Origin of the sequence: Robertmurraya mesotrionivorans (assembly GCF_050971805.1) — a bacterium.
Lineage (GTDB): Bacteria > Bacillota > Bacilli > Bacillales > Cytobacillaceae > Robertmurraya_A.
In genome coordinates this window covers 155,776-174,056 of record NZ_JBPCCH010000004.1, presented here as the reverse complement: position 1 = coordinate 174,056, position 18,281 = coordinate 155,776, and the positions used below count along the sequence as shown (strand labels likewise).

Here is an 18,281-nt window from a genome sequence, read left to right as displayed (position 1 = left end):
TCTCCCCTTTTGATTAATTTCCAATGATTTGTTATAATCAAAACTACAAATGACCAAACAGTCATCACTATAACAATATAACTGACTGATTGGTCAGTCGTCAACTTGTTTGTACTCACAATGTGTTAATACGGACTACTCTAATTAAAGATTCAAATTTTATTATAAAAAAATTACAATTAAGATTGGAACTAGGTTTAACGGGGGTTTTTCTATGAATGAAAAAGATAGGCAAATTATCGAAGTGAGCATGAGGCTTTTTGCTAGTAAAGGATTTTCAACAACATCCATCCAAGAAATTGCAACAGAAAGCGGAATTTCTAAAGGAGCCTTTTATTTACACTTTAAATCTAAAGATGACTTACTATTAGCTATTTTGAAATACCATTTTGAGATGATAGAGCAAGCCTTTTCCGAACAGACGATAAACATAGAAAGTCCTCGTGAAAAGCTAATCTGTCAACAGATGGTATTATTTTCACATTTTATTACGCACAGAGACTTTCTTATTATGCTAACAAAGGAGCAAGCGATACCAAGAAATGAAACCATTAAACAGCTTTTATTAGTAAAGCAGATGGAATCTCATCAACACTATCGTAAAAGCATTATCCAAATCTATGGTCCGGATATTGAGCCGTACTCGTGGGATATAACGATCATCCTTGAAGGTATGATTAAATCGTATATGGGTGTTTTATTATTTTCATCACCTGATTTCAATATTAGACAGGTTACTGAGTTTATTCTTAGGAGAACAGATAGTATAGTGAAGGATATTTATGAAGACAGTCCCTTCTTAACAAATAAAAAAGTAGAGGAACTTTTGACCTTTTTCTTTTCGTCTGATCAACCATCTATTTCAAACGTATTAAAAAACTTAGAAGAAGAAATAGAAAAAATAGGAGAAGACGAACTACTTGTAACTTTTCAAGTATTAAGGGAAGAAATAGAAAAAGAGAAGCCTCGAGCTCCTGTCATTCAAGGAATGCTATCAAATTTCAATGAATACCCTAGCCTTGACCATTATAAAAATCTCATTTCAGAATATTATTCCAAAAAATAAACGTTCAGCGATTAAACGTTTATTACATAGATTGACCACTCAGTCATACGAAATGTATAATAATAATGACCATGTAGTCATTATGAAAAGAGGGGTAAACTTGAAGCTAAATGAGGTAGTAAAACAGGCGGTTCGTGAAACTATGACAATAAGTAAACGATTAACGAGTGCGCAAATTGTTGAAAAGCTACAGAAACAAGGAATTCAAGCTTCACTATGTAAGCGCCCTTGTAACACATGAATAGGAGTAGAAACTTTTGAAAACAGCCATGTACAGTAGGCTTGTCCTAACCATTATTTTATATAGTGTCTTTACCTTTTATGTTAGTTGGAATATACATCTATGGCTACAGTCCACTTTTTCAGTAAATATTCTCGGCCTAGTCGTTGCTGTCATTTTTCTATTATCCTACAGCTATGTGCTAGCGAGATTTTTCAAACAATTACTATTTCTAAAATACATAGGTTCGTATTGGTTCGGAATTATTCAATACACCTTGTTGCTTCTCCCGATTGCTGATTTTATTGGTTGGCTATTTATTTTTGCTGGCTTCTCATCTGACACTGTTATTTTTTGGGTTGGTACCATTGTCCTTTTGGTGATGATCAGTATTTTGGGACTTGGTACTTTTAACGCCTATAATCCTGTAATTAGGGAGCATGAGATTGAAATAGATAAGGAAGCTACGTTTTCCTCTCTCCGGGTCGTTATGGCATCAGATATGCACTTTGGCCATTTATCCGGCAAAACTCATGCGAATCGATTGGTTCATGAAGTGAATTCATTACAGCCTGATCTGATTCTGTTACCAGGAGATATTATTGATGATGATCCTGAGCCTTTTATTCAAAAAGGATTCGGTTCGATTTTGGAAAACTTATCAGCTACATATGGTGTATACGGGGTTTTAGGAAATCACGAATATTATGGTGGTGGAATTCCCGTGTATATAAAAGAAATGCAGCGTATTGGAATTCCCATTCTTATGGACGAAACAGTTGTTCTTGAAGGCGGCATACAGCTTGTTGGGAGAAAAGATAAGACCGACCGTAACAGAAAAAACATTGAAAACCTACTTGAGAGTTTAGATGAGACAAAGCCGATTTTTATTATGGATCATCAACCACTTGAACTCGTTCAAGCAGCAGAGCACGGAGCCGATTTAATGCTGTCTGGACATACTCATCGTGGACAGATGGCACCGAATCACTTGATTACTAGAAGAATTTTCGAGCTTGATTGGGGATACTTGAAGAAAAGTCAGCTTCATGCATTTGTCTCCTCAGGCTTTGGCTTTTGGGGTCCACCGCTCCGAATCGGGAGTCGTTCAGAAATACTTTTAATTGATATTACTTTTACAAAAAACAGTTTGCGAACGTAGCGCAAACTGTTTTTATTTTTTCGAAAATTTATTTATTGACAAAGGTTTGAACCATATCATATAATTACTTCGAAATAAAATATATTTAATTCAAGATATATGAACTAAAACAAAATTATTGGAGGTTTGTAAAAATGACAAAAACTAAATGGGCAGTTGACACAGCTCACAGCAACGTAGATTTTTCAATCAAACATATGATGATCGCTAAAACAAATGGTGCATTCCATAAGTTTGACGCAGAAATTGATGCAGATCCAACAGACTTAACAACTGCTAGCATCGTGTTTAATGTAGATGTAGCAAGCATTGACACTCGTAACGAAGATCGCGACAATCACCTTCGTTCGGCTGATTTCTTTGATGTGGAAAACTACCCATCTATGGTATTCAAATCTACCTCAATTGAAAGAAAAGACGAAGATGAGTACAACGTTACTGGGGACCTTACTCTTCACGGAGTCACAAGATCTGAAACTTTTGTTGTAAATTTTGAAGGTCAAGGCAAAGATCCTTGGGGCAATGAAAAGGTTGGTTTCAGTGCCGAGGGTACAGTAAACCGCAGTGATTATGGTCTAACTTGGAACGCTGCTCTTGAAACTGGTGGAGTTCTTGTTGGAGATAAAGTGAAGTTCTCTATTTCTTTAGAAGCTGCTAAAGCTGAGTAATACTTACTGAAGGGTTCCGTTTTCGGGTGCTTTCTTATTTAAGAGATAAGAAAAGATGTATGAATTTGGCATACATCTTTTCTTTTTTTATATGCGTTCTACTAAATTCCATTAACTTTGATATAGCAATTATCGGTTGGGGATTAGGTTAGACGGAGAAATTTCCCTTAATTAATTTTTATTATTAAAAAAGGCTTAAATAGACGGAGAGATTCCGCCTATTATCTCTAAAACTTCGAAAATGCGGGATTTTTCTTTGCATAAGCGGAAATTTCCCCTTATTCCCCCCGAAACGGGCTCCATTCTGCATCTAACCGGAAAATCTCCCCTTATTTTACTTTTGCTAATTACTTGATTAAGTACAAGACATCTTATTTAAAAGGGAGTGAGTTTTATCTCAAAAATCCATGAGAACCTCAAAAGGAACCCTTTAAACATTTCCTGGAGCTCATCTTTTATCGATATCCTAACCGTCTTGAGATGTTTGATCCTGTTTCAAGGACATGTGGTTTCAATTCATCCATACGTTCATCCGTCATTCGAATCGTTGGGCCCGATACACTTAACGCTGCCACTGCATTCCCCTTATTGTCGAAAATGGGTACGGCAATGCACGTTATACCCACCTCATTTTCCTGTAAATCTAAAGCATACCCTCTTTGTTTAACTGCTTCTAATTCAGATAGAAATTTTGCACGATCGGTAATTGTATATTTTGTATGAACAGGCAACCCTTTTCTTTGGATGATGTCCTCAGTGGTGGCAGATGGTAAGTAGGCTAAAATGGCTTTCCCCACTCCTGTACAGTGCATAGGTGCTCGTCTCCCTACCTTTGAGTGCATACGGAGCGTTTCTGTTCCTTCAAATTTTTCAATATAAACGACTTCATCATGATCATAAACCACTAAGTGGATAACCTCATCAGTCACCTTTCCCAGCTCTTGTAAGTATGGCTTTGCTTCCGTTCGGATATCTATGGAATCTAAAAGCTTTGAGCTAATATCCAAAAAGGTATAACCAAGCCGATAACGACCACTATCAGCATCTTGCTCAATATACCCGTATTGCGCTAACGTTGTTAATATACGGTAGACGGAGCTTTTGTTTATATCCATCTGATTGGCGATTTCTGTAACGCCAAGACCTTCTTTTTTCATAGAAACAAGAGTAATAATATCAAGGGCGCGACTCACCGATTTGACCATATTTTCTCTTTCCATTTTCTTCACCTCACGCCCTGATCTGTTGATTATTTTTGATGGGCAAATTTTCTTTTTGCTTCTCTTCTTCGACAATGTAATATGGGTTCGGTATACCCGCTCGGCTGTTCATATCCTTTAAACACCAACTCACATGCTGCTTGGAAGGCAACGGAATCCTCGTATCTTTCAGCCATTGGACGGTAATTTTCGTCTCCCGCATTTTGTTCGTCCACTACTTTTGCCATCCGCTTCATCGTTTCTAGCACTTGTTCCTCTGTACAAATTCCATGATGTAGCCAGTTGGCCATATGTTGACTTGAAATTCGTAAGGTTGCTCGGTCTTCCATTAGGCCGATATGATGGATGTCTGGAACTTTAGAACAGCCGACTCCTTGCTCGACCCAACGCACTACATATCCGAGTATCCCCTGTGCATTATTGTCTAGCTCTGCTTGAATCTCTTCTTTACTCCAGCTACTATCTCCTGCAACTGGAATGCTTAAAATATCAGCTTGATAGCTTTGTAGGTTTTGCTTCAGTTCCTCTTGAACTAAACCTACATGGACTTGATGATAATGAAGAGCATGCAGAGTGGCTGCCGTCGGTGATGGGACCCAAGCCGTGTTAGCACCTGCTTTCAGATGACCGATTTTTTGTTTCATCATTTCAGCCATCAAATCCGGCATTGCCCACATCCCTTTTCCAATTTGTGCTTTTCCTTGAAGACCCGCAGTTAAGCCCGTAGCGACATTGGACTTTTCATAGGCTTGAAGCCAAGTGGACGTTTTCATCTCATTTTTTCGTATCATCGCTCCCGCTTCCATTGATGTATGAATTTCATCTCCCGTACGGTCAAGGAAGCCGGTATTGATAAACACAATTCGTTCCTTTACTTCATGTATGCAATTCTTCAAATTGAGACTCGTACGTCTTTCTTCATCCATTACCCCAATTTTAATCGTGTTTCTTGGAACGTCGATCAAGTCCTCCACCCGGTTAAATAATTCATTAGCAAAAGCTACTTCTTCGGATCCGTGCATTTTTGGTTTCACAATATAGATAGAGCCTTTAGAGGAATTTTGGTATAAGCCATTTCTTAAAAGAGAGTGCTTTGCTATCAAGCTTGTTACTACAGCGTCCATGATCCCTTCTGGCACTTCATTTCCTGCTTGATCTAGGATGGCGTTAGTCGTCATTAAATGGCCGACATTTCTAACGAACATAAGGGAGCGACCTTTTAATGAGAATAGGTCTCCGGCTGGACTTGTATATTCACGGTCAGGTTGCAAGCTACGAGTTAGGGTTTGTGAACCTTTTTGGAAAGTAGCTGTTAAGTCCCCTTTCATTAATCCTAGCCAATTTCGGTACACACGTACTTTGTCTTCAGCATCTACTGCGGCAACAGAATCTTCGCAGTCCATAATGGTGGTTAAGGCCGATTCCATGACAATGTCTTTTACACCAGCAGCATCTGACGCTCCGATTGGTGAATGGCGATCAATCTGGATTTCAAAGTGGAGATCGTTATTTTTCAACAAGATTGCTGATGGATTTTCACTTCCGCCTTGGTATCCGACGAATTGCTGTTGGTTTTTCAGCTGTGTCTTGTTTCCATTTGTTAAGGTAATGTTTAACTGACCCTTTTGAATATGATAATTGGTTACAGCCTTATGAGAGCCTTCCTGAAGAGGAGCCGTTTGATCTAAAAATTGCTTTGCAAAAGAGATTACTTTCTCCCCACGAATTGGATTATAAGCTCCTGTTTTTGATGCTCCCTCTTCCTCACTAATTACGTCTGTTCCATAAAGGGCATCATACAGACTCCCCCATCGCGCATTGGCAGCATTTAATGCATATCGGGCATTGTCGACAGGAACAACGAGCTGAGGACCCGCTTGGAGGCTAATTTCTTCATCCACATTTTCTGTTGTAACTTCAAAGTTAGATACTTCTTGTTCTAGATAACCGATCTCCGTTAAGAAGTTTTTGTAGGGCTCAGGTGTGAAGGATGGTTGTTGTTTATGGAATGTGTTGATTTGCTGCTGGAGAAGGTCTCTTTTTCTTAAAAGTGCTTCATTTTTCGGTGTTAGATCATGGACCAGCTCTGTAAGTCCCTCCCAAAATGATTCTTCATCGAGCTGAGTTTGTGGCAGCGCTTCCTTTTGGATGAAATGGTAAAGCTCTGCTGCAATTTTTAACTTCCCTTTTGTTACATAAATAGACATTGTCTTTCCTCCCTTTGAAAATAGACTGTTTCTTATTACGCAACGCTGTTTGTTATTTTTATGCTTTTATCGTAACACACCATTGTAAGATAATTCAAACAATATTTGATCGGATTTTTCAAACACAAATAAACCTAGATTCTACCGAATCTAGGTCTCTCATAAATATTATTGTGCTTCTGTTAACAATGGCTCTTCGCCCTCAACATCTGTAGGGATTTCTATCGCTCGTTGTTCTTCGTATTTAATAAATGCTTCAATCACACGGTTAGCAATTCGTTTGTTAACAGGATGTTTGTCATTTGACGCCCATGGAACGACTACGGAGAAAGCTACTTTAGGATTCTCAGATGGGTAGTAACCGACGAATGTTAGGTTGTAAGTTGCCTGCCCCCACTTAGAGCGGTCTGGCCCGTAATAATGGGTTTCCGCCGTTCCTGTTTTCCCTGAAACGTCCATGGTGAATGAGCCTTTTGCTGTCCCATTCGATCCATTTACGACTCGGTAAAACCCTTCACGAACACGAGCTAAATCTTCATCTGTGTTTAACACTCGATTTAATACTTCTGTTTTGATGTTCTGAACGACCGGTCCTAGTTCTTGCTCTCTTGAAGGTTCGTGTACACTCGCTACAAGGTGAGGCTTCACACGCATTCCTCCATTTGCAATGGCTGATACATATTGCGCCATTTGAATCGGTGTGTACGTATCGTACTGACCGATAGCCATGTCGAGAAGTAACCCTGGGTTATCTGGTTTTCCTTGAAAACCTGTCGCTTCATTTGGAAGGTCAACTCCAGTTGATACCCCAAGACCAAACTGCTTATAAATATTTCTTAATCTTGTGTAATCCTCTTCCTGAACAGAGATACCTGAATGTGGAACATAGTTCACACCAGCCATTTTCATCACTGTATGGAACATGTACACGTTACTTGAAACTTCTAGTGCCTTTAGATCATTTAAGCTTCCAAAGTTTTTCCATGATGACTTCGGTGGTGTACCTTTTATAATGATCGGTGAGTCATAGAAGTATGAGCCGTGCTTAATAGTATCTGTTTGGTAACCCGCCAGAACGGTTGCTCCTTTGACTGTCGATCCCATTTCATACTGACTCGCAAACGCTCCTACAGAGTAATCGAGTAACTCGCTCTTATTTTCCTGGTTAATCATTTTGCCTGCGATGCTATACACTTCACCAGTATACGGATGCATCATAACCACAAACGCACGGTCAAGGAGGTTATTCCCTCTCCCTGCTTTTGCATCCCATATTTCTTCTTCTAGTATCTTTTCAACTTCTTTTTGCAAGTCGGCATTGATACTTAAGCGTAAATCCATTCCTCTTGATCCTTCAGAGACGATTACTTCATCAACCACGTTACCGCTTCGGTCGGTTACGTATTTCTTTTGACCTTTATTCGGATGGAGTAATTCTTCATATTGATATTCTAAATAGCTTTTTCCAACCCGGTCGTTACGCGAGTAGCCTCTAGATAAGTAATAATTGCTTCTTTCTTCTAATATTCCCTGTTTGGCTGTTGTTACGCTGCCTAATACCGGCTTTAACATTTCACCATATGGGTAAATACGATTCCAATCTGTAATAATTTCTACACCTGGAAGATAACTGAGATTTTCCGATACGGTTGCCATCTCTTCAAGAGTTAGGCCCTCAGATTTAATCGTTTGTATTTCATACATATAGCCACTTGTCATGCGCTTGTAAATAATGGCTTCCTCACGCTCTTTTTCTTCAATTTCCTTCAGAGCAGTTTCAGGAACACGTTCAATTTGCAGGGCATATTGTTCTTTCCCAGTAAGCGAAAGTTCTTTTTCCTTTAGGAGCTTTTCCGCTTCATCTGGATATGCAGCTAACCAGTAATCCTTTAAATCTCTTTCTTTATAACTCTCTTTTTCTAAGCTTAATAGTTTTGCAAGTTTACGCGTTACTTCAATTTTATCTTCAGTTGTCATGCCTGGTTCTTCTGAAAAGGCGACAGCATCCATTCCTTCATTATCGACAATCACTTGTCCATGTCGGTCATACATTTTGCCTCGAGGTACTGGCAAACTAACAACCGTTGCATCAAGTCTTGAAACTTCTTTACTATATGATTCCCCGAATACGATTTGTACTAATCCTAAACGGATAATGAGAAGTGTAAATAGACAAAATATAACAAAGAACAGTAGGTTTAACCGAAATGATCTACTTTTTAAATTCTTTTTTAGTAATTCCCTATTTCCCAATTTTCAGTTCTCCCTTCCACACCCAACTAATTATAACAAACTTTTAGGAAGAACTAGGAGATGAATCGACATTTTTTTCTAAGCACATTTTACCTTTTATGTTCCTACATATATCGGTAAATACTAAAACATGTACCAGACCAGCGAAAGGATTGGTTGAGATGCTATCAAGTCAGCAACTACAGCAATTTAAGCAAGTGTTAGAAGACCGTAAAGCACAGATAGAAGAGGAATTTGAAAACAATGATCATTTCAATTTGCAGCGAAGTCTTTCCGATTCGGTAAGTGAACTTTCTGTTTACGACAACCACCCTGGTGATGCTGGAACCGAATTATATGAACGGGAAAAAGATCTCGCTCTTAACGAGCATTATCGATTGGAATATCGTAATACTCTTGAAGCAATAGAAGCAATCAAAAACGGAACATACGGTACATGCGTTGTTTGTCATAAAGAGATCCCTGTTGAGCGTTTAGAAGCTCTCCCAAATACACTATATTGTATAGAGCACACTCCAGATAAAGTGACCTCTCATGAAAGACCGATCGAAGAAGGTGTATTAATGCCTCCTTTCGGTAAATTTGATATGGATGAGACCGATGAAAATGTCTCGTATGATGCAGAGGATTCCTGGCAGGATGTTGCAAGCTATGGAACATCTGAGAGCCCTTCTGATTTAGTGGAGCAAGTGGATCATTATAATGACATGTATATCGAACCTCAAGAGAATGTTGGCTATGTGGAAGATTACGAAAACTTTGTCGGCGTCGATATTACCGGAAAGCATGTAACTGTCTACCCAAATAAGCAACATGAAAAGTATGAAGAAGAACTCGATGAAGAAGGTATTATGACAACCTTTGGTGACCTACCAGCCGTTGAGCATGACCCTTACGTGGAAGAGGACGAAGAGAAAGACGAAAAAGGACAATGATTCATTGTCCTTTTCTCTGTCTTTTTTAAAACAAAAGCTCGTAGACCTCATTTAATTGTTTGGCACGGGTCTCATCTTGTTCATTGTTGGCATGCTTAATTTCCTCGGGCAGAATACTGTTTAAGAAATTATTCTCTTCATCAGACAGGCTTCGGACAAAGCTTTCTTCCGTTGGAAAATGTCCATGCTCAATCTTTTTAAAAATATATTCGGCTGTGTCAGATCGATCCGTATAGTTCGATAAAATTTCTCTTAAATAAGCTAATGGCTTGTTCATTCAAATCCCTCCTTTTTATGGCACATACGTACATTTTTGCTGTTTTGCTTGAGATTTATGTATGTTTCTCGCTTCCTTAAAATTACCATCAATACTAGGACAGTGACTGAACATCCTAATAGTAGGAAATAAACGATGAGGTGAGAAGGATGTTTCGAAGAACAAGACCGCTTATGCTTATTGGATTAGCATTATTGCTGATTATAGGTGTTGCTCGGATGATGCCCGATCGAGAAGTAAGAACGCTCGACCGAAATACGATAGATATGCGAAATGTAAATTATGAACCTTCTCAAGATCAAACATCTAGACTAATGGATTTAAACAATGATCCATCCAATAACCGCTTAGTTTCAAAACTTAATCATCACTCAGAAATTCAGATTATTAACCATAATGAAGACGATCAAAGTCACTACTACGAGCATGAGGCAACCGTTAAATTTAAAACAGAGATTAGCGATGAACGGCTCGCTCAAATTAATAAAGAGATTGATGCAAGTAGAAGTGAAAAATTAGCAAACCTATATATGTTCCGCTCCAAATCAAAAACTACTCACCAAATGCTCCTTTACTTCCGTGGGTTAGAGGAAGTGGAATATGCAGAGCCTAACTTCATTCTTTTACAAAATGAGGCTGTTTCACCAAATGACACTTATTATCAAGAGCAGTACCAGTGGAATCTTCCCGTAATAGAAACAGAAAAAGGGTGGGATATTTCTAAGGGTGATAAAAATGTCGTTATTGCGGTTGTGGATACAGGTGTAGATCTGGATCATCCAGATTTAAAGCATAAATTGGTAGAAGGATATAACGCGATCGATGAGAAGACAAGCCCAGATGACGATAATGGTCACGGCACCCACGTCGCAGGAATCATCGCTTCGGAGACAAATAATCACGAAGGAGTGGCTGGAATCACATGGTACAATCAAATTATGCCAGTAAAAACATTAGCGAAGGACGGATATGGTTATACGTTCGATATTGCAAAAGGCATTGTCTGGGCCACAGACCATGGAGCCGATGTCATTAATTTAAGCCTAGGGAATTATCAACCAGCTACCGTTTTAAAAGAGGCCATTCAATATGCATATGATAAAGGAGTCGTTCTTATCGCTGCCTCTGGTAATGATAATACGAACCAGCCAAGTTACCCTGCTGCTTTTGACCAAGTTCTAAGCGTATCAGCTATCGGTTATTCAGGGGAACGCGCCTCTTTCTCGAACTATGGAAATTATATCGATGTAGCCGCACCGGGTGTTGATATTCCAAGCACCTATTTCCAAAACCAATATGCCGCCCTTTCCGGAACATCAATGGCGTCTCCACATGTAACAGGATTAGCTGGTTTAATTTTATCTACCAATCCTACTTTATCTAATAAGGAAGTCATGGACATTATTCGTTCTTCAAGCTATGACATTGGAGAAGTTGGGAAAGATGAATTCTTTGGAGAAGGATTAATTGATGTGAATAGAGCATTGGCTGCGGCTAAAAGGAAATAACGTAAGACCCTCGTTTCTGAGGGTCTTTCTTCGAGTTTAACACAAATGGATATGGTCTATACTTTTAGAGAAACTTTTAAGAGGTGAGGGTATGCTATGCACCACCGAATTTATACTGGCTTTTTAAGATTGCCTACGCTTGTACGAATACTAACCATGGCTATATTACTTGTTATTATTTTTGGCGTATGTATTCATCTTGTTGAACCGGAGAGTTTTCCTACAATGTTTGAAGGAATCTGGTGGGCAATCATTACTACATCTACCGTTGGATATGGGGACTACTCTCCAGAAACCTTTCTGGGAAGAATAGTAGGAATTCTCCTAATATTTATAGGCGCTGGGTTTTTATCCACATATTTTATTACCCTTGCTACCACTGCCGTTTCTAGGCAAAACAATTATCTAGAAGGAAAAGTTCATTTTAGAGGAGATAGACATTTGATTATCATTGGATGGAATGAACGGTCTAAAGAAATTATTCAAACGATTCGTACAATCGATCAATTCTCAGATATTATTTTAATCGATGAAACCTTGGAATCAAATCCAATTATGGATGCAAAGGTACACTTTATTAGAGGGAGAGCTTCTCAAGACCATGTGTTACTAAAGGCAAATATTGCAACAGCCGAAAAGGTCCTTATTACAGCTGATCAACATAAGGATGAGCTTGATGCTGATATGAATACGATTCTTGCGCTACTTACCATTAAAGGCTTAAATCCAAACATTACCGCTATTGTAGAAGTTCTTACCCGTGAACAGATGGCAAATGCGAAAAGAGCTGGCGCTGACGAAATCATTCAATCAAACCGAATGATGAGTTATATTATGACAAACTGCATCGCCACCGATAGAATTGTATCCACTTTTGTTGAAGTACTTGATCAACTTCATGGAAGTAGAGTTTACTTCCATCCAGGCAAAGACTATGTCTCTCAATCATTTTATACCGCTAATGGGGAGTTACTTAAAGCTGGAAAGCTTTTAATCGGCATTAAAAGAGGAGAAAACACGTTGGTGAATCCTCCTCAAGAAACGATTATTCATGATCATGATGAGTTACTTATTATTGACAAACTTTAATCGATAAGAATTTGTTCGAGTTCTTGAACGAGTGCCTTACCGATATCTACAAATTTTACAGGAAAGCTTGCGTCCTTATCAATCGGTTCCTGGAACTGGTCAAAGGAAGCAGATGCATTGCCAATATAAGCATGATCGTCTAAGTCATCTTGATATAGATGTGATAGCAATAATGGTCTTTCAATCACTACCGTACAATTTCGTGCGTCTAGTTGCCCATCTACTACTCGAAACGGAACTCTTAAAAATTGATACCCTTTTTCATCATCAATTTTATAATCTAAGTATCCGTGATCGTAATCCCAATTCCCGCCAATAGTATAACCCAGCGGCTTCAATAATTGCTCTAGCTTATACAAATCAAAGTGCTTGCCTTCAATTTGTGAAGGAATTTGAATCATAGCCATCCCCCTTTTTCTTTTAGTTTCTCACAAAAAAAAGAGTGTTAGTCAAAAGAGAGGAAATCTCTAATGACTAACACTTTTTTTAATTATAAACGCTTCTCAAGCTCTGCTTTCTTCTCTTCGAATCCAGGTTTGCCTAATAATGCGAACATGTTTACTTTGTATGCTTCTACACCAGGTTGGTCAAATGGATTTACACCAAGTAGGTAGCCGCTCATTGCACATGCTTTTTCAAAGAAGTATGCAAGGTAACCGAATGTGTAAGCATCCATCTGTGGAATCGTCACCACTAAGTTAGGAACTCCGCCGTCTGTATGAGCAAGCAATGTACCTTCAAAAGCTTTGTTGTTAACAAAATCAACTGTTTGGCCAGCAAGATAGTTTAATCCGTCTAAATCGCTATCAGCTTCTTCAATCGTTAGCTCATGACGAGGATTTTCTACACGTACAACTGTTTCAAATAGGTCACGACGACCTTCTTGAACGTATTGACCTAAAGAGTGTAGATCTGTTGAGAAGTTTGCAGATGAAGGGTAAATTCCTTTTTGGTCTTTTCCTTCGCTTTCTCCAAACAGTTGCTTCCACCATTCTGCAAAGTATTGCAAGCCTGGCTCATAGTTAATAAGCATTTCAATTGTTTTACCTTTGTTGTAAAGGACGTTACGAACTGCTGCATATTGATATGCTAAGTTTTCTTCTAGCTCTGAGCTTCCGAAGTCATCGCGTGCAGCTGCTGCACCCTTCATCATAGCTTCGATATCTGCCCCACTTGCAGCAATTGGAAGTAAACCTACAGCCGTTAGAACCGAATAACGACCACCCACATCATCAGGAATGATGAATGATTCGTATCCTTCTTCAGTAGCTAAAGTTTTTAATGCTCCTCTTGCTTTGTCAGTTGTTGCATAAATACGCTTCTTCGCTTCTTCTACTCCGTACTTTTCTTCTAAAAGCTTGCGGAAAATACGGAAAGCGATAGCTGGTTCTGTTGTTGTACCAGACTTAGAAATAACGTTAAGGGAGAAATCCTTTCCGTCTAAAAGATCCATTACATCTCTCATGTATGTAGAACTAATGTTGTTTCCGATGAAGATAATTTGTGGAGTGCTACGCTTTTCCTTTGGCAATGCATTGTAAAAGCTGTGTTGAAGCATTTCAATGGCAGCGCGTGCGCCTAAGTAAGAACCACCAATTCCACAAACTAAAAGAACATCAGAGTCTTGCTTGATTTTTTCTGCTGCTTTTTGGATGCGAGCAAATTCTTCTTTGTCGTAATTAACTGGAAGGTCAATCCAACCTAAGAAGTCATTTCCTGCTCCTGTTGCTTCATGTAATGAATGATGAGCAACTTTTACAAAATCACGTAAATAAGTAACTTCATGTTCCCCAAAAAAACTAAGTGCTTTTGAGTAATCAAAACGAACGTGTGTCATGAATGATCCTCCAATGATTTGTTGTTTACTATACCACTTTATCGAAAGCTGGTTAAGGAATCAAGAACCGTCTACTTATGTAAGCGCACACATTTCAAACAAATGTGTTAATTGTTAAGAAATGCTCAAAATCCCACCTTCTTACCGTAGTATTTCCACCCGATAAAAAAAGAAACACGTGCAATTACGAAAATTGCACGCAAAATTTTTTTATAAAGAAGCACGGTAAATCGCCATGACGTCTTCTTTGTTTAACTTTGTGAAGTTTCCGAATTCGCCATATACCATTGCTTTGTCAGCCATAACTTCAATTTGACTATCATCAATATCGTAGTCTGCTAAGCGTGCTGGTGCACCGATTGAGTTCCAGAACTCACGAAGTTTATCGATTCCTTCTAGACCCACTTCCTCGTCTGTTTTGCCTTCTGCGTTTACTCCGAATACGCGTACAGCAAGCTTCTTGAAGCGTTCTGGTTTTACTTTTAAGTTATGCTTCATCCAGTTCGGGAATAGAATCGCAAGTCCTCCACCGTGTGGGATATCGTAAACAGCCGAAACCGCATGCTCGATATTATGCGTTGCCCAGTCTCCACGGTATCCCATAGAAAGCATTCCGTTTAGTGCCATTGTTCCACTATAAAGTATGGTTGCACGATGCTCATAGTTTTCTAGGTTTTCAAGAAGCTTAGGTGCTGCCTCCATTACGGTAAGCAATAATCCCTCACACATACGATCCTGAAGTTCTGTATTCTCTGTTAAATGGAAATAATGTTCAAACACATGTGTCATCATGTCGACAATTCCGTACACCGTTTGATCTCTTGGAACCGTATATGTATTGACTGGATCTAGGATAGAAAATTGCGGGAAAGTGACTGCACTGCCCCATCCGTATTTTTCATTTGTTTCCCAGTTAGTAATAACAGAGCCTGAATTCATTTCGGATCCTGTTGCAGCTAATGTTAATACCGTACCAAACGGAAGCGCTTCCTTTGCAACGGCCTTTCGAGTCATCAGATCCCAAGTGTCACCGTCATACTTCGCACCAGCAGCAATTGCTTTTGTACAGTCAATAACACTTCCACCGCCAACGGCTAATAGAAAATCAATTCCTTCATTTCTGCAGATTTCTACTCCCTTTTTAACGGTAGTAAGACGTGGGTTTGGTTCCACACCTGGTAACTCATATACTTCAACATCTACTTCTTTTAATAATGACAAGACCTGGTCATATAGGCCATTTCGTTTAATGCTGCCGCCTCCATACACAAGTAACACTTTCTTACCGTATTGAGGTACTTCCACCTTCAATTGTTCAATAGTATCTTTACCAAAAATCAATTTTGTCGGATTAAAAAATGTAAAATTATCCATACTTCATCCTCCTATTCAATCTTTATTATGTTCCAAAATAGTAGCGAATGCAAAAAATAGACTCCAAAATTCTTCCTATGAAAATGCATAAAAGGGGGGCAAGAATCAAACGATAAGATTGTGTAACTTTATATAGCCAAACTATATAAAAAAACCATCCCAAGGAGGAAATCTGTATGAGTACCATTCAACGTATTGCACTAGTACTTACAATTATCGGGGCTATCAACTGGGGATTAATTGGATTCTTCCAATTTGACCTAGTGGCAGCTATCTTTGGCGGACAAGGTTCTGCTCTTTCTAGAATCATCTACGGCTTAGTTGGTATCGCCGGGTTATTAAATCTAGGCCTACTGTTTAAACCAAATGAACAAACAGTGAGAGATCCTGAACCAAGAGCTACAAGATAAAGCGAAAGCGCCTTGTTCAGCTCCGACAGGCATAAGACGAATCACGCAGGAAGGCCTACCTTCTGGAGAGATTTGGCTTATGACCCCGAGGAGCTAGGCGCTGTAGCTAGACAGTTCTCAAATGTTAAAGAACGTCAAGTTATTAATAAAAAATCCTTGCACCCAAAAAAGTGCAAGGATTTTTTTATGCGCTTAATACTTTCTTAATTCGTTCAATCGCCCAGTCAAGGTCTTCTTTGCTAATTACTAATGGCGGAGCAAAGCGAATAACTGTGTCATGTGTTTCCTTACATAACAGTCCTTCTTCTTTCAACTGCTCACAGTACTTTCTAGCAGGGACCGTTAGTTCGACACCGATAAACAGTCCACGACCACGAACTTCTTTAATGATTGGGTTCTTGATTTCTTGTAATTTTGAAAGAAAATAGCTTCCAAGCTCCTGAGAACGTTCCGCTAACTTTTCTTCTTTCAGTACTTGTAAAGCAGCAATGGAAACCGCACAGGCCATCGGGTTGCCACCGAATGTTGATCCGTGCGACCCTGGATTAAAGACACCGAGAACTTCTTTGTTTGCGACGACGCAAGAGATTGGGAATACGCCCCCACCAAGTGCCTTTCCTAAAATATACATGTCAGGTTCAATGCCTTCCCATTCACAAGCAAACATTTTCCCAGTTCGGGCAAGTCCCGCTTGAATTTCATCGGCAATAAATAGTACATTGTTTTCTTTACAAAGGTCAAAAGCAGCACGCATAAACCCTTCAGGTGGAATAACAATGCCTGCTTCACCTTGGATAGGTTCGATTAAGAAGGCAGCTGTATTTGGAGTGATTGCAGCTTTTAATGCTTCGATGTCTCCATATGGAATCAGCTTAATTCCTGGTAGCATCGGTCCAAATCCGCGCTTATACTCTTCTTCAGAAGATAAAGAAACCGCTGTCATTGTACGCCCATGAAAATTTCCTAAGCATGCAATAATCTCTGCTTGATTTTCTTCTACACCCTTCACATCATACGCCCACCGACGTGCAGCCTTAACCGCTGTTTCCACAGCCTCCGCACCAGTGTTCATTGGCAATGCCATTTCTTTATTTGTCATTTCACAAATCATCTCATACCATGGTCCAAGCTGATCATTATGAAATGCACGTGATGTAAGTGTCACACGATCAGCCTGTTCCTTTAATGCTTCAATAATTTTCGGATGACGATGACCTTGGTTCACAGCCGAATACGCGCTAAGCATATCCATATATTTGTTACCTTCAGGATCCTCCACCCAAACACCTTCTGCTTTAGAAATAACAATCGGAAGAGGGTGATAGTTATTAGCCCCAAACTTTTCCGTTTGCTCAATGACTTCTTGTGACTTACTCGCCATATTATTTACCTCCGATCTCATTCATTCGTGATGAAAAAACTACCTTTTCTTAGTGTATCTTAAAAGAATAACTTATGTCCTTTCTCGGGGAAAAAACATAAAAAAAAGTGGGAGAATTTCTCCCACACTTTGATCATTTATTATCTTTGTGATTGCTCAATCCACTCTTGTAACTTATCTTTTAGCGTGTTAAAGCCTTGTGGTGCTTCTGTATCTTGCTTGATAGCAGCTGCAGCTGTACGCTTTCTTGGCTTCTTCGGAGCAGCCTTTGGTGCAGCTACTGGTGCTTCAGGAGCTTCTACAGTTGCGCGGATAGAAAGACCGATTTTCCCAGCATTTTCATCGATAGAAAGAACCTTTACTTGAACTTCATCTCCTACTTTAAGGTGCTCGTTAATATCTTTAACGAATCCGTGAGTAATTTCTGAAATATGAACTAACCCTTGAGTATTTTCATCAAGTGCAACGAACGCACCGTATGCTTGAATTCCCGTAACTTTACCTGTAACAACACTTCCAACTTCAATTTTCTCTGACATAGAAACACTCCTAAATATAGTTTATTTATCATTTTTATACGCAATATAAGATTATATCACAATGTCACATCTTATTCAAAAAAATTTACTACACAATAGTCCGAAAATATAGTATTATGGGAAAATATCTTTTAA

General features: G+C 39.1%; 17 protein-coding genes. 8 read left to right on the top strand and 9 right to left on the bottom strand.

The window, feature by feature from the left end:
- Nucleotides 1-214: 214 nt before the first annotated feature.
- The 4 genes from ACRX5O_RS09380 (at nucleotide 215) to ACRX5O_RS09365 (ending at nucleotide 3,116) form a co-directional block, all read left to right on the top strand.
- Complete coding sequence (locus ACRX5O_RS09380) at nucleotides 215-1,066, top strand: TetR/AcrR family transcriptional regulator (RefSeq protein ID WP_433905685.1); 852 nt, start codon at nucleotides 215-217, stop codon at nucleotides 1,064-1,066.
- A gap of 100 nt (nucleotides 1,067-1,166) precedes the next feature.
- Nucleotides 1,167-1,307 (top strand): hypothetical protein, encoded by a 141-nt coding sequence (locus ACRX5O_RS09375; protein ID WP_433905684.1) that lies wholly within the window; start codon nucleotides 1,167-1,169, stop codon nucleotides 1,305-1,307.
- Between the two features lie 16 nt (nucleotides 1,308-1,323).
- A complete protein-coding gene (locus ACRX5O_RS09370) occupies nucleotides 1,324-2,448 on the top strand; it encodes a metallophosphoesterase (RefSeq protein WP_433905683.1) in 1,125 nt (374 codons plus the stop codon).
- A 134-nt stretch (nucleotides 2,449-2,582) separates the two neighbouring features.
- Nucleotides 2,583-3,116 (top strand): YceI family protein, encoded by a 534-nt coding sequence (locus ACRX5O_RS09365; RefSeq protein ID WP_433905682.1) that lies wholly within the window; start codon nucleotides 2,583-2,585, stop codon nucleotides 3,114-3,116.
- A 455-nt stretch (nucleotides 3,117-3,571) separates the two neighbouring features.
- On the opposite strand, the gene ACRX5O_RS09360 is transcribed toward ACRX5O_RS09365, so the two are convergent.
- The 3 genes from ACRX5O_RS09360 to ACRX5O_RS09350 all read right to left on the bottom strand — a co-directional run bounded on the left by ACRX5O_RS09360 (nucleotide 3,572) and on the right by ACRX5O_RS09350 (nucleotide 8,796).
- Entirely contained in the window at nucleotides 3,572-4,336 is a 765-nt protein-coding gene (locus tag ACRX5O_RS09360; protein WP_433905681.1) for an IclR family transcriptional regulator, read from the bottom strand.
- Nucleotides 4,337-4,365: 29 nt separating this feature from the next.
- On the bottom strand, nucleotides 4,366-6,543 hold the full coding sequence (locus ACRX5O_RS09355) for a malate synthase G (protein ID WP_433905680.1): 2,178 nt from the start codon (nucleotides 6,541-6,543) through the stop codon (nucleotides 4,366-4,368).
- Nucleotides 6,544-6,711: 168 nt separating this feature from the next.
- Complete coding sequence (locus tag ACRX5O_RS09350) at nucleotides 6,712-8,796, bottom strand: peptidoglycan D,D-transpeptidase FtsI family protein (RefSeq protein ID WP_433905679.1); 2,085 nt, start codon at nucleotides 8,794-8,796, stop codon at nucleotides 6,712-6,714.
- A 161-nt stretch (nucleotides 8,797-8,957) separates the two neighbouring features.
- Between ACRX5O_RS09350 and ACRX5O_RS09345 the strand changes: the two genes are divergently transcribed.
- Nucleotides 8,958-9,731, top strand: a complete 774-nt coding sequence (locus ACRX5O_RS09345) for a TraR/DksA C4-type zinc finger protein (RefSeq protein WP_433905678.1) — start codon at nucleotides 8,958-8,960, stop codon at nucleotides 9,729-9,731.
- A 25-nt stretch (nucleotides 9,732-9,756) separates the two neighbouring features.
- On the opposite strand, the gene ACRX5O_RS09340 is transcribed toward ACRX5O_RS09345, so the two are convergent.
- A complete protein-coding gene (locus ACRX5O_RS09340) occupies nucleotides 9,757-10,008 on the bottom strand; it encodes a sigma-G-dependent sporulation-specific acid-soluble spore protein CsgA (RefSeq protein ID WP_433905677.1) in 252 nt (83 codons plus the stop codon).
- A gap of 149 nt (nucleotides 10,009-10,157) precedes the next feature.
- On the opposite strand from ACRX5O_RS09340, the gene ACRX5O_RS09335 reads away from it, so the two are divergent.
- The gene (locus tag ACRX5O_RS09335) at nucleotides 10,158-11,516 is read left to right on the top strand and encodes a S8 family peptidase (protein ID WP_433905676.1); all 1,359 of its coding nucleotides are present in this window, start codon (nucleotides 10,158-10,160) and stop codon (nucleotides 11,514-11,516) included.
- A 96-nt stretch (nucleotides 11,517-11,612) separates the two neighbouring features.
- Complete coding sequence (locus ACRX5O_RS09330) at nucleotides 11,613-12,605, top strand: potassium channel family protein (RefSeq protein WP_433905675.1); 993 nt, start codon at nucleotides 11,613-11,615, stop codon at nucleotides 12,603-12,605.
- On the opposite strand, the gene ACRX5O_RS09325 is transcribed toward ACRX5O_RS09330, so the two are convergent.
- The 3 genes from ACRX5O_RS09325 to ACRX5O_RS09315 form a co-directional block, all read right to left on the bottom strand.
- On the bottom strand, nucleotides 12,602-13,006 hold the full coding sequence (locus ACRX5O_RS09325) for a YugN-like family protein (RefSeq protein ID WP_433905674.1): 405 nt from the start codon (nucleotides 13,004-13,006) through the stop codon (nucleotides 12,602-12,604). The two genes, ACRX5O_RS09330 and ACRX5O_RS09325, sit on opposite strands and share 4 nt — an antisense overlap.
- An 89-nt stretch (nucleotides 13,007-13,095) precedes the next feature.
- Complete coding sequence (locus tag ACRX5O_RS09320; protein ID WP_433905673.1) at nucleotides 13,096-14,442, bottom strand: glucose-6-phosphate isomerase; 1,347 nt, start codon at nucleotides 14,440-14,442, stop codon at nucleotides 13,096-13,098.
- A gap of 210 nt (nucleotides 14,443-14,652) precedes the next feature.
- Entirely contained in the window at nucleotides 14,653-15,816 is a 1,164-nt protein-coding gene (locus tag ACRX5O_RS09315; RefSeq protein ID WP_433905672.1) for an iron-containing alcohol dehydrogenase, read from the bottom strand.
- A 176-nt stretch (nucleotides 15,817-15,992) separates the two neighbouring features.
- On the opposite strand from ACRX5O_RS09315, the gene ACRX5O_RS09310 reads away from it, so the two are divergent.
- On the top strand, nucleotides 15,993-16,226 hold the full coding sequence (locus ACRX5O_RS09310; RefSeq protein ID WP_119709751.1) for a DUF378 domain-containing protein: 234 nt from the start codon (nucleotides 15,993-15,995) through the stop codon (nucleotides 16,224-16,226).
- A gap of 184 nt (nucleotides 16,227-16,410) precedes the next feature.
- Here ACRX5O_RS09310 and ACRX5O_RS09305 read toward each other — a convergent pair whose 3' ends face one another.
- Together ACRX5O_RS09305 and yugI are read right to left on the bottom strand one after the other, a co-directional pair.
- Nucleotides 16,411-17,607, bottom strand: a complete 1,197-nt coding sequence (locus ACRX5O_RS09305; protein ID WP_433905671.1) for an ornithine--oxo-acid transaminase — start codon at nucleotides 17,605-17,607, stop codon at nucleotides 16,411-16,413.
- Nucleotides 17,608-17,747: 140 nt separating this feature from the next.
- Entirely contained in the window at nucleotides 17,748-18,146 is a 399-nt protein-coding gene (gene yugI / locus ACRX5O_RS09300) for a S1 domain-containing post-transcriptional regulator GSP13 (RefSeq protein WP_119709753.1), read from the bottom strand.
- Nucleotides 18,147-18,281 lie beyond the last annotated feature (135 nt).